9 protein-coding genes and 1 tRNA gene are annotated in these 11,851 nt (G+C 61.0%); 8 read left to right on the top strand and 2 right to left on the bottom strand.

What is annotated here, in order from left to right:
* The first annotated feature begins 46 nt into the window (after positions 1–46).
* Positions 47–122, top strand: a tRNA-Thr gene (locus tag ACKF11_RS04190).
* Positions 123–327: 205 nt separating this feature from the next.
* Entirely contained in the window at positions 328–1,062 is a 735-nt protein-coding gene (locus ACKF11_RS04185) for a hypothetical protein (RefSeq protein WP_407996075.1), read from the top strand.
* 60 nt (positions 1,063–1,122) lie between these two features.
* On the opposite strand, the gene ACKF11_RS04180 is transcribed toward ACKF11_RS04185, so the two are convergent.
* Entirely contained in the window at positions 1,123–1,383 is a 261-nt protein-coding gene (locus tag ACKF11_RS04180) for a hypothetical protein (RefSeq protein ID WP_407996074.1), read from the bottom strand.
* Positions 1,384–1,410: 27 nt separating this feature from the next.
* Here ACKF11_RS04180 and ACKF11_RS04175 point away from each other — a divergent pair, with 27 nt between their 5' ends.
* The 6 genes from ACKF11_RS04175 (at position 1,411) to ACKF11_RS04150 (ending at position 11,006) form a co-directional block, all read left to right on the top strand.
* Positions 1,411–2,190 carry an alpha/beta hydrolase gene (locus tag ACKF11_RS04175; protein ID WP_407996073.1) on the top strand — a complete coding sequence of 260 codons (780 nt, stop codon included), beginning with the start codon at positions 1,411–1,413 and terminating at the stop codon, positions 2,188–2,190.
* 254 nt (positions 2,191–2,444) lie between these two features.
* Positions 2,445–4,526, top strand: coding sequence for a putative bifunctional diguanylate cyclase/phosphodiesterase (locus tag ACKF11_RS04170; protein ID WP_407996072.1), 2,082 nt, complete (start codon positions 2,445–2,447; stop codon positions 4,524–4,526).
* A 67-nt stretch (positions 4,527–4,593) separates the two neighbouring features.
* Positions 4,594–4,968: a hypothetical protein gene (locus ACKF11_RS04165; RefSeq protein WP_407996071.1), complete on the top strand. Its 375-nt coding sequence runs from the start codon at positions 4,594–4,596 to the stop codon at positions 4,966–4,968.
* A 215-nt stretch (positions 4,969–5,183) separates the two neighbouring features.
* Positions 5,184–8,390, top strand: coding sequence for an efflux RND transporter permease subunit (locus ACKF11_RS04160; protein ID WP_407993189.1), 3,207 nt, complete (start codon positions 5,184–5,186; stop codon positions 8,388–8,390).
* Complete coding sequence (locus tag ACKF11_RS04155; RefSeq protein ID WP_407993188.1) at positions 8,380–9,558, top strand: efflux RND transporter periplasmic adaptor subunit; 1,179 nt, start codon at positions 8,380–8,382, stop codon at positions 9,556–9,558. The genes ACKF11_RS04160 and ACKF11_RS04155 overlap by 11 nt, the downstream gene beginning before the upstream one ends.
* Entirely contained in the window at positions 9,555–11,006 is a 1,452-nt protein-coding gene (locus ACKF11_RS04150) for an efflux transporter outer membrane subunit (RefSeq protein WP_407993187.1), read from the top strand. The genes ACKF11_RS04155 and ACKF11_RS04150 overlap by 4 nt, the downstream gene beginning before the upstream one ends.
* Positions 11,007–11,010: 4 nt before the next feature.
* On the opposite strand, the gene ACKF11_RS04145 is transcribed toward ACKF11_RS04150, so the two are convergent.
* Complete coding sequence (locus ACKF11_RS04145) at positions 11,011–11,838, bottom strand: AraC family transcriptional regulator (protein ID WP_407993186.1); 828 nt, start codon at positions 11,836–11,838, stop codon at positions 11,011–11,013.
* Between the last annotated feature and the right edge of the window lie 13 nt (positions 11,839–11,851).

Here is an 11,851-nt window from a genome sequence, read left to right as displayed (position 1 = left end):
CGGCGGTTTTAACTACTCGCCAGTTTGCGATAGAATGCGGGCTGGCGCCGGTGTAGCTCAGTTGGTAGAGCAGCTCATTCGTAATGAGAAGGTCGGGGGTTCGATTCCTCTCACCGGCACCAAAATTCTCCCGATATGCTGATTTTATTAATTAAGTCAGTATCCAGCTCTCCTTTTAGCCTTTCTACTGAATCAAGCATTGTTAGCCATTCTCCTATTTAAAGAATTTGCCCATTTAAGAGGGCTAAAGCTGAGAAGAGCCTGACCGATATAAATTGATGAGTATCAGTCAATTTTTCCATCAGACTCAACAATCAGGATAAGAGCATGAAGCCAAGAACACGAATTCTAGCGATAACATTTGCAGCGAGCTTCCCATTTACCGTATTTGCTGACGAGCCTGGCTTCTTTGCTGGGATTGATGTGACTGGAGGAACCGCTCATGGTCGCTCAAGCACCAAAGATGGCGGAGGTAATCCCTTCACCAATACGCCCGGTGCTGGAGGAAAGGTTGATCATGTGAAATTCAAGGACACCACCGGAATTGGTGGGCATATAGGCTATAGGTTTACTGACTCGCCGTTATCTGCTTTTATCAGCTACCAGCATATACGCGGCAAGCTCGGTTGGGATGCAAGTTACTCATTGTTTCCCGGCGCAGTGTCCAGCTTTGATGCTACAGCGACTAGCAATATTCTGCTGGGTAACATTGCATACGACTGGCGTCTTACCGAGCTTACCTCGGTCAGAGCTTCGTTGGGGCTGGGCGTAGCTTATAACGCTTTGTCCAACACAACAGAAACCGATAAGCAAACAGGACAGTTTGTTAGCAAGGTATCCAACCATAGAGAGGCCAGTCCAGCAGCTCAGTTTACAGCCGGGCTTAGACACAAGGTGTCTCCCAACATTGTCCTGGGGTTAGATGCATTGGTTTCCTATACTGGTGGATTTGAAACAGGTGATACCCGCAGCGGCAATTTAGGTATTACAAGGATTAATGCTTACAAGATAGATGATGTCTGGCGAGCCAATGTCGGAGCATCGCTTACATTCAACTTCTAAGCCGTCTCAACGGCCTTGACCAAACGTTTTGCAGTGTGGCTATGCCCTGCCTCTCCCAATTCAGGATTCAAACATGGGAACATCTCCCGTGAGCGTAATGCCGTTGTTCAACAATGTCGAACGGACTCCAAATGCTCCCGGATGCGTTGCTCCATCTTCATGAAAACACTTGAATGTGCGCTTGCCCGCCGTTTTGGCGGCATAGAGGGCGATGCCCGCGCGTGCCAGCAACAGTTCGGCCGTGCTGCGGCGGCTGGACAATGCCGATGGAGGCGCCGATTGCCGCCATTCCTGGCCGATAACAATGCTAGTATTCAGCACCTTGATTGACGAGGCAGAGTGTCACTTATGACGGTATTGAAGCAATCACAGAACGTTACCATCCGGAACGCGAGCGGGCTGGGGCTGTCGGCGCGGCTGGAGTTGCCCGACGGCCCATTGTCGGGTCTCGCCATGATTGCGCCGGCGTTCGGCTGCACCAAGGACATATTGATCGCTTCGAGGACCGCGCGCCGCTTGCTCCACTACGGCATAGGCTCGCTGCGGCTGGACTTTACCGGCATCGGGCAAAGTCAGGGTGATTTCTCGCTTACCAATCTGGATACCCAGGTCGAGGATTTCGTCAGCGCCGCGGATTGGCTGCGGCAGCAGGCTGGGGCGCCGGACATCTTGATCGGGCACAGCTTTGGCGGGCTGGTGGCGCTGGATGCATGCAGCCAGATTTCCGGAGTCAAGGCCTGCGTCACGATCGCCACGCCGGAGAGTCCGGCGCATGTGCTGGACATCATCGGTGCGGAAAAAACCAGGGAAATCGAGCAGGTCGGGGCTACCGCGATCGAGGTAAACCGCCAGCCCTACACCTTGCGCCGACAGTTTGCCGACAATGCCAGGCAGTTCCAGATAAGTAATACCATGCGGCGCCTCAAGGTGCCACTCATGATCATGCACTCCCCCAGGGACGACATGGTGCCCATGCGTCACGCCTATGCGATTTTTGACGCCGCCCCGCAGCCAAAAAGCTTGCTGGCGATAGAGGATGCAGACCATATGGTGTATGAGCGCTCAGCTGCGGAGTTCGTGGCGGATACCATCGCCTTGTGGAGCAGGCGCTACTTTGCCGCAGACTAGCCTGCCGCCAGCTTAATGGCAGATCGAAGGCATGCACCTGGGGCAACTCCCGGTCATGCTGGCAAAATCAATCTTTTTTCTCGATACGTTGGTTGTTGGCATTTCAGTTTTGCATATTTTCTGCTTTTTTAATTTCCATGATTGTCTAACATGCTGTTGTGAAAAGCTTTTTTGCTTATTCTGTTTTTCGGCTTCAGAACAGCTGATACGCAGCCGTAACTAGGAGTTCGGTCGTATTCTCCTGGTGGGTGCCCATGCTGCAAGAGTTCTATGATGTAAACCTCGTCGCCGTTTCGCTGGTGGTGGCCATCTTCGCATCCTATACCGCACTCAACCTCGCAGAGCGCATCAATACCGCCAAGGGCTGGGCGGCAACATGGTGGCTGCTGGGAGGCGCGGCGACGCTGGGTATCGGCATCTGGTCGATGCATTTCATCGGCATGCTGGCATTTCGCCTGCCGATCCCGCTGGGGTATGACATGGGCATCACCGTGTTTTCCCTGGCATTGGTGATCGTCGTCTCCGGTTTTGCCTTGTACCAGGTCATCCAGCCCGTCTTGCCGCTCAAGCGCCTGCTGGTCAGCGCGGTGATCATGGGCATCGGCGTGGCGAGCATGCACTACGTGGGCATGGCCGCGATGCTCATGGAACCAGCGCCGACTTACGATCCCGGGCTGTTTGTATTGTCCGTCGCGATTGCCGTGGCGGCCTCGGCGGCCGCCATGTGGATCGCTTTCCGGTTGCGCCAGCGCGTGCCGCATCTGCTGTTGGCCCGCGCATCTGCCGCCCTGGTGATGGGCGTTGCGATTTGCGGCATGCATTACACCGGCATGGCGGCAGCGGAGTTCCCGCTGGGAAGCGTTTGCCGCGCCGCTGCGGGAAGCGGCAGCCTGGAGCATCTGACCATCATGGTGGTGATGGGCACCGGTAGCGTACTGGTCATCGCGCTGCTCATCTCCATCCTGGATGCGCGGCTGGAATCCAAGACCGCGCAGCTGGCGAAATCGCTGGAAATTGCCAACCAGGAACTGCTGCACAAGACATTGCACGACAACCTGACCAGCCTGCCGAACCGCACCCTGCTGGAAGACCGCGTGAGCCAGGCATTGCACAAGGCGAGGCGGGAGAACAACAGTTTCGCCTTGATGTTCATCGATGTGGACGGCTTCAAGACCATTAACGACTCACTGGGGCACCACGTCGGCGATAGCCTGCTGGTCGAGGCTGCGGCGCGGCTTCGGAAATTGCTGCGCGCGCAGGATACCGTGGCGCGGGTCGGCGGCGACGAATTCGTGGTGCTATTGGAAAAAGCCACGCCAGAGGATGCGGCGGTCGTCGCCGGCAAAATCGTGCTGGCGTTCCGCCAGCCGTTCATCAGCGGCGGACGTACGTTGCGGGTGACGGCCAGCATCGGCATCGCCATTTCACCGGACAACGGGCAGACCTACCGCGAGCTTGCCATCAATGCCGATACGGCGATGTACCATACCAAGCGTTCCGGACGAAACGGCTACCATTTTTTCGAGGCTTCGATGCATATCGATACGCAGGGCCGCCTCGATATGATGCTGGATCTGGGCATGGCGCTGGACAAGCAGCAGTTCGTCCTGGTCTACCAGCCCAAGTTCGATGCCGGCCGCGAGCATATCGTCGGGGCCGAGGCCTTGCTGCGGTGGCACCACCCCAAGCTGGGAACCGTGCCGCCGGACAAATTCATCTCATTGGCCGAGAAAACAGGGCTGATCGTCCCGATCGGCGAGTGGGTGCTGAACGAGGCATGCAAGCAGATGCGCGCCTGGCACGACATGGGCTACCGGCACTGGCACGTCGCGGTCAACCTTTCCGCGGTGCAGTTCAGCCACGACAGGTTGCTGGAGGTGGTCAAGTCCACGCTGGCGCGCTGGAACTTGCCCGCCCATTGCCTGACGCTGGAAGTTACCGAGTCCACGGCCATGCATAACGTCAAGGCGACACTGGATATCCTGCATGCGCTGGCTCAGCTGGGGGTGAAGATATCGATCGACGATTTCGGCACGGGCTATTCCAGCCTGCTGTACCTCAAGCGCCTGCCCGCCGACGAACTGAAGATAGACCGGGGCTTCATCAGCAACCTGGGCAGCGGCGAGGGAGTGGATGACGGCGCGATCGTGTCCGCGATCATTGCCCTCGGGCATACCTTGAACTTCCGGGTGGTGGCGGAAGGGGTTGAGACCGACGCGCAGAAAGCCTTCCTGCAGGGTCTGGGCTGCGACGAGCTGCAGGGCTATGGCCTGAGCAAGCCCATCACTGCCGCGCAAATGACGGAACAATATGCCATTGAGCAGCTAGCAAGCTAGGCGGACGATTGTTTATACTTAGGGTTTGAGCGCAATTGGCGCATAAACTGGATCTAGGGTTTTCATTATGTCTGTTCGTCTCGCCGGAGTTTCCGGAAAGTTTTCCCTGCTGCTGTTGCTTGGCAGCCTGTTGTCCGCGTGCGGCGGGTTCAGCGTCTGGCCGTTTGGCGGCGACGAGGCCGATGTGCGCTCCCGCGGCCCTGCCGGCTCGACGGAATATCTCTGCGATAAGGGGCGCAAGTTCTACGTCAAGCTTGAGAGCGCGGGCAAGGCGGCATGGCTGGTATTGCCTGACCGCGAAGTCCTGCTCAACAAGACCGAGGCCGGGCCTTACAGCAACGGCATCACCACGCTGGCGCTGGATGGCGAGGCCGCCAAGCTCGATGACGGCTACAAGCACGAGTACAATAATTGCCAGGCCAACCTGTCTGCCAAGAAGTAGCGATGCACGACCGTGCAAGCCGCTCCTGGAGCGGCTTTTTTATTTTGCCCCTTTCAAATCGCAGCATTGCGCATCAATGCCCCATTCGCAACCGGGGCATAATGGCAAAATTAAGCAACAATGTGGCAGTTTTGAGTAAGCACAGCCTTAAATATCTCTGGAATAATTGTTGACTAAATCAGTCTGTCAAATGGATTCGTTATGGTAGTCGCGGCATGTTAGGCATAGTGAAAGTTGCGCTTAGGCGCCCTTATACCTTTGTGGTGATGGCGATCTTGATCCTGATCGCCGGCATCTTGTCGGCATTGCGCATGCCGACGGATATCTTTCCGGAAATCCGCATTCCCGTGATTGCGGTCGCCTGGCAGTATGCCGGCATATCGCCGGACCAGATGACCGGGCGCATCCTGACGACGTTCCAGCGTTCGCTGACGACGACGGTCAACGACATCGAGCACATCGAGGCCAACTCCTATGCGGGCCTGGGCATCGTCAAGATTTTCTTCCACCCGGGCGTCAATATCGCCACCGCCAACGCGCAGGTGACGGCGATTTCGCAGACCATGCTGCGCCAGCTGCCGCCGGGCACCACGCCGCCGCTGATCCTCAACTACAACGCTTCCACCGTGCCCATCCTGCAGCTGGCGCTGGCCGGGCAGGGCCTGACCGAGCAGAACCTCGGCGACCTCGGCATGAACGCGGTGCGCACGCGCCTGGTCTCGGTGCCGGGCGCTGCGATTCCCTATCCTTTCGGCGGCAAAACCCGCCAGGTGCAGATCGACCTGGACCCGGACGCCATGCAGGCGCGCGGGCTTTCCGGGCAGGACGTTGCCAACGCGCTGGCCGCGCAGAACCTGATCTTGCCCGCCGGTACGCAGAAAATCGGCAGTTTCGAGTACACGATCCAGCTCAATAACGCGCCTTCCGAACTGGAGGAGCTGGGCAACCTGCCGATCAAGGTGGTCAACGGCGCGACGGTGTATATCCGCGACGTGGCGCAGGTGCGCGACGGCAACCCGCCGCAGACCAACCTCGTGCATGTGGACGGGGCGCGCTCCGTGCTGATGTCGGTATTGAAGAATGGCGCCACCTCCACGCTGGCGATCGTGGACGGCATCAAGAGCAAGCTGGAGGAAATCAAGCCTACCCTGCCGGATGAGCTGGTCGTGCGACCGATCAACGACCAGTCGATTTTCGTCAGCGCCGCGATCAAGGGCGTGGTGCTGGAAGGCTGCATCGCCGCCGCCTTGACTAGCATCATGATCCTGCTGTTCCTCGGCAGCTGGCGCTCCACGGTCATCATCGCCATTTCCATCCCCTTGTCCATCCTGGGCGCGATCGCCAGCCTGGCATTGATAGGGGAAACGCTCAATATCATGACGCTGGGCGGACTGGCGCTCGCGGTGGGCATCCTGGTGGACGACGCTACGGTGACGATCGAGAACATCAACTGGCACCTGGAGCAGGGCAAGCCGGTCGAGCCGGCGATCCTGGACGGCGCGCGGCAGATCGTGACGCCGGCGTTCGTGTCGTTGCTGTGTATCTGTATCGTATTCGTGCCGATGTTCTTCCTCGAAGGCGTGTCGCGCTTCCTGTTCGTGCCGATGGCCGAAGCCGTGATGTTCGCGATGATCAGCTCCTTCATCCTGTCGCGCACGCTGGTGCCGACCATGGCCAAGTACCTGCTCAAGCCGCATGCGCCGCATACCGACCTGCACGGCAGCGATCATGCCTTGCCGCCGTCGCGCAACCCGCTGGTACGCTTCCAGCGCGGGTTCGAGGCGCGCTTCGAGCGCTTCCGCGAGGGGTATCGCGGCGTGCTGCTGTTGATGCTGGCAAACCGCAAGAAGTTTATTGTCGGCTTCATGGCCTTCGTCATGTTGAGCTTTGCCTTGGTCCCGTTCCTCGGGCGCAATTTCTTCCCGGAGGTGGACGGCGGGCAGATCCTCATGCACGTGCGGGCGCCGGTCGGCACCAGACTGGAAGACACGGCGGCCAAGTTTGCTAATATCCAGTCCGAGATCCGCAAGATCATCCCTGCGCATGAGATTGAAACCATCGTCGACAACATCGGCCTGCCGATCAGCTCCATCAACCTGACCTACAACAATACCGGCCTGATGGGTGTGCAGGACGGCGACATCCAGATCGCGCTGACCAGGGAGCACCAGCCTACAGCCATGTACGTCAAGCGCTTGCGCGAGGAGCTGCCGCGCCTGTTCCCGGACGCGACCTTCACCTTCCCGCCCGCGGACATCGTGAGCCAGATCCTCAACTTCGGCTCCCCGGCGCCGATCGACCTGCAGATCCGCGGTAGCAATTTGCAGGCCAATTTCGATTACGCCAACCAGCTGGTCGCGGAAATCCGTAAGGTGCCGGGCATTGCCGACGTGCGCGTGCAGCAGTCGCGCCGCAACCCGGTATTGAATGTCGATATCGACCGTTCGCGTGCGCAGGAAGTGGGCCTGACCACACGCGACGTGACGAACAATATGGTGGTGACCCTGGCCGGCAGCAGCCAGGTAGCGCCTACCTACTGGCTCAACCCGGCCAACGGCGTTTCCTACCCGATCGTGATGCAGACCCCGCAATACCGCATGGATAGCTTCTCGGCATTGGAAAACCTGCCGATCAACGGCAGCGCGCCCACTACGACGCCGCAAATCCTCGGCGGCCTGGCCAGCTTCTCGCGCAGCAATTCCAACGCCCTGGTCAGCCAGTACGACATCCAGCTCATGGTGCAGATCAACGCCACCACGCAGGGACGCGACCTGGGCGCGGTGGCAAAGGATATCCGCCGCATTATCGACGCGCATGCCGACAGCGTGCCCAAGGGCTCCAGCGTCGCCCTGCTCGGCCAGGTCGAGACCATGGAGCATGCGTTCTCGGGCCTGTTGTTCGGGCTGGTGGGCGCGATAGTGCTGATCTATTTGCTGATCGTGGTGAACTTCCAATCCTGGAGCGATTCCTTCGTGATCGTCAGCGCCTTGCCTGCCGCGATCGCGGGGATCGTCTGGATGCTGTTCGCGAGCTTTACGCCGCTATCGGTGCCGGCCCTCACGGGCGCCATCATGTGCATGGGCGTGGCGACGGCGAACAGCGTGCTGGTGATCAGCTTTGCGCGCGAGCGCCTTGCCGAGCTAGGCAACGCGACCCAGGCCGCGATCGAGGCGGGTTTCGTGCGTTTCCGCCCGGTATTGATGACGGCGCTGGCGATGATGATCGGCATGGCGCCGATGGCGCTGGGCCTGGGCGAGGGTGGCGAGCAGAATGCGCCGCTGGGCCGCGCCGTGATCGGCGGCTTGTTGTTCGCCACCGTCACCACCCTGATTTTCGTGCCGGTGGTGTTCAGCGTGGTGCATCGCAACTACCGCAAGCCTGTCGTAGAGAATTCGAGTTATGGAGAAGTCAATGTCATCTGATCTTAGGTCTACTGACCTTAGTGCGCCGCGTCGTACCGTACGCCGAGGCGGCCTGATCGTGGCCCTGGTGGCTGCTGGAATCGTGGTGTACGGTTTGTCGATTCGCGCCAAGGAAAGCGAGGCGCTCAAGGAGTGGACGGACGACCAGGCGGTCCCGTCGGTGACCCTGGTCAGCCCCCAGCAGGACAGCAGCGCACGCACGCTGGAGCTGCCCGCGCGGCTGGAAGCGTTTGCGCGCGCGCCCATCTATGCGCGCGCCAGCGGCTACCTCAAGCAATGGCATGCCGACATCGGCAGCGAGGTCAAGGCGGGACAGGTGCTGGGCGAAATTGAAACCCCGGACCTCGACCAGCAGTTGCTGCAGGCCAAGGCCGACGTCGCGACAGCCAAGGTGAATGCCGAACTGGCCGGCACGACGGCCAAGCGCTGGCAATCCATGCTGAACACCGATGCCGTCTCCAAGCAGGAAGTCGACGAGCGGATCGGCGATTACGCTGCCAAGCAGGCTATCCTGCAGGCCGCGCAGGCGAATCTTGACCGCATACAGGCCACCAAGGGCTTCACCAAGCTGGTGGCGCCGTTCGCAGGCGTCGTCACCGCGCGCTCCACCGATATCGGCGCCCTCATCAACGCAGGCGAGTCCGGCCAGCCGCTCTTCGTCGTGTCGGATACGCGCAAGCTGCGCCTGTATGTCAACGTGCCGCAGAGCTACGTGCCTGCAATCGGCAAGGGCGCCACGGCGAAAGTGACCATTCCCGGCCGGCCTGGCGTGGAGTACTCCGCCAAGCTGGTGGCGTCGGCGCAGGCCGTGGATGCGGCCTCCGGCACCACCTTGTTCCAGTTCCTGGTGCCGAATGAAGACGGCGAATTACTGCCTGGCGGCTTTGCACGCGCCAGTATCGAGCTGCCTGCCAGCGCCGCGACCTTGAGCATCCCTGCCAGCGCATTGATCGTGCGCCAGGACGGCGTGCGCGTCGCCACGCTGGACGAGCATGACAAGGTCGTGCTCAAGACGGTGACGATTGCGCGCGACCTTGGGAAAACCCTGGAAATCGGTTCAGGGATAGAGGCAGGCGACAGGCTGGTGGATAGCCCGCCTGACGATATCGCCGACGGCCTGCAGGTGCGGGCGCCTGCCGACGCCGGGGCAGGGGCCGCCAAGTCATGAGCATCAGGCAACACGTTCTGGCCTACGGCGTGATGGCAGCGCTGGCTGGGTGCTCTTTCGCGCCCGAGCTCAAGCTGCCGGAAGTGCCGGTGGCCCAGTCTTACAAGGAAGTGCAGCCCTGGGTGCCGGCGCAGCCTGCCGACCAATTGCCGCGCGGCGCCTGGTGGAAGCTCTATGGCGATGCCGAGCTCGATGCGCTGCAGGAAAAGCTGGTCGCGCACAGCCCGGACCTGTCGGCCGCATTGGCGCGCTACCAGCAGGCGCTGGCATATAGCGAGCAAGCCCGCGCCGGCTTGTTCCCCAGCCTCTCGGCCAACGGCCAGGCCGGGCGCAACCGCGTTTCCGAGCACCGCCCGCTGGTGCCGCCGAACGCCGTGATCCCGCCGACCTACTCGAATTACAGCATAGGCTTGCAGGCCAATTACGAGCTGGATCTGTGGGGCCGCGTGCGCGACACGGTCAAGGCCGGGGTTGCCGAGGCTGCCGCGATGGAGGCCGACCTGGAGTCGGTACGCTTGAGCCTGCAGGCGCAGCTTGCCGAGAATTTCATCGTGCTGCGCGGCCTGGACCAGCAACTGCATATCCTGGAAGAAACCGTGCAGGCCAACGACAAGGCCTTATCCATCACCAGGACGCGGCACGATGCCGGCATAGTGCCCGGGCTTGACGTGAGCCGCGCCCAGACCCAGCTGGAAACGACGCGCTCGCAGCTCGAGCAGGTCAAGGCGCAGCGCGCGGTGGTGGAGCACGCGATTGCCGCCTTGGTCGGCGAGTCGCCTTCCAGCTTCGCGATTGCCAGCAGGCAGGACGCCATCGCCTTGCCGCACATCCCGCTCGGCATGCCGTCCACCTTGCTGCAGCGCAGGCCCGACATTGCGGCGGCGCAAAGGCGCGTGGCCGCGGCCAATGCCAGCATCGGCGTGGCGAAGACCGCCTACTTCCCCGCATTGAGCCTGAGCGCGGCTTTCGGCTATCAAAGCGTGTCTACGGGCAATTGGCTCACTGCGCCCAGCAACTTCTGGTCCATCGGGCCGGGCATGCTGTTCCAGCTATTCGACGGCGGACGCCGCAAGGCCCAGGTGGCCCAGGCCGAAGCGGTGCTGGATGAATCCGGGGCACGCTACCGCGGCGTAGTGCTGGAGGCGTTCCAGCAGGTGGAGGACAACCTGGCGCGCCTCAACCATTTCCAGACTGCGGCAGATGCGGAACGGGCCGCCGCCGAGGCGGCGCAGAAATCCATGGAATTTGCGATGAACCGCTATCGCGAAGGCGCCGCCAATTACCTGGAAGTGACTGCGGCCCAGACCCAGGCGCTGGACACCCAGCGCGCCCTGCTGACGCTCAACGTCAGCCAGTTGCGCGCCAGCGTGGACTTGATCCGGGCCTTGGGCGGGGGCTGGCAACAGCCGCCTGATGTGGCGGATGCAGGCACGGCAAGCGTGAACTGATCCCTTATTTTGACGCGGGATTTTCCTGCGACCAGCGCGTCAGGTAGTTGCTGGGCGACTCTCCCATCGAGCGCGAGAACATGCTGGTAAAGCCGGCAGTGCTTTCGTAGCCCAGGGCCAGGGCGATGTTGGTGACGCTGGCCCCTTCGATCAGCATTTCGACGGCGCGTATCAGGCAAAGCTGCTGCCGCCAGGCGGAAAATGTCATGCCGGTTTCCTTTTGGAACAGGCGGGCGAGCGTCCGCGTGCTGGCGCCCGCAACCTGGGCCCATTCCTCGATATTGCGGTCGTCGCCCGGGTTCTGGTGCAGCCGTTCCGTCACGCGTCGCAGGCGGGGGTCTCGCCCCTCGGGCAGGAACAGCGGCGCCTGCTGGGCGGTGCTGATCTGGTCGACCAGAACTTGCATCAGCCTGTGCTCGCTTCCGTGCAGCGTATATTGGTTGTTGATCGCCACCGCCTGGGAGACCAGTTCGCGCAACAGTGGCGTCAGTTTAATCACGCAGCAGCGCCTGGGCAGTTCCTCCAGCAGTTCCGGCGCAATCAATACCGTCTGCATTTCCGATGCCTGGGTATAGGTGACGCTGTGTATGGCCGCGCTGGGTATCCAGCAGGCGCGGCCCGGCGGCGTGATCCAGGAGCCGTCGCGCGTCTCCACGCGCATGCTGCCCGACGTGACGAACATCAATTGCCCGCGCCGGTGCGCGTGGGCTTCCACCCGCCAGCTCTTGGAGTAGCTGCCCACCCTGGCGACGACGGGAAGCGGCGAGAGGTCGGGGTCCGGGCCAGTGCCGTTGAGGTCGGTAAAGACCGGGTAAACTTTGATCTCTGTCATTTGACACGTATGC

It is taken from the genome of Methylobacillus draconifructus (genome assembly GCF_045984385.1).
GTDB lineage: Bacteria > Pseudomonadota > Gammaproteobacteria > Burkholderiales > Methylophilaceae > Methylobacillus > Methylobacillus flagellatus_A.
The sequence above is the reverse complement of the archived record's forward strand: the minus strand, read 5'-3'. Positions and strand labels throughout refer to the sequence as shown.

Coding starts and splice junctions, on each gene's coding strand:
- ACKF11_RS04185 (WP_407996075.1), top strand. CDS start 328: ATGAAGCCAAGAACACGAATTCTAGCGATAACATTTGCAGCGAGCTTC.
- ACKF11_RS04175 (WP_407996073.1), top strand. CDS start 1,411: ATGACGGTATTGAAGCAATCACAGAACGTTACCATCCGGAACGCGAGC.
- ACKF11_RS04170 (WP_407996072.1), top strand. CDS start 2,445: ATGCTGCAAGAGTTCTATGATGTAAACCTCGTCGCCGTTTCGCTGGTG.
- ACKF11_RS04165 (WP_407996071.1), top strand. CDS start 4,594: ATGTCTGTTCGTCTCGCCGGAGTTTCCGGAAAGTTTTCCCTGCTGCTG.
- ACKF11_RS04160 (WP_407993189.1), top strand. CDS start 5,184: ATGTTAGGCATAGTGAAAGTTGCGCTTAGGCGCCCTTATACCTTTGTG.
- ACKF11_RS04155 (WP_407993188.1), top strand. CDS start 8,380: ATGTCATCTGATCTTAGGTCTACTGACCTTAGTGCGCCGCGTCGTACC.
- ACKF11_RS04150 (WP_407993187.1), top strand. CDS start 9,555: ATGAGCATCAGGCAACACGTTCTGGCCTACGGCGTGATGGCAGCGCTG.
- ACKF11_RS04145 (WP_407993186.1), bottom strand. CDS start 11,838: ATGACAGAGATCAAAGTTTACCCGGTCTTTACCGACCTCAACGGCACT.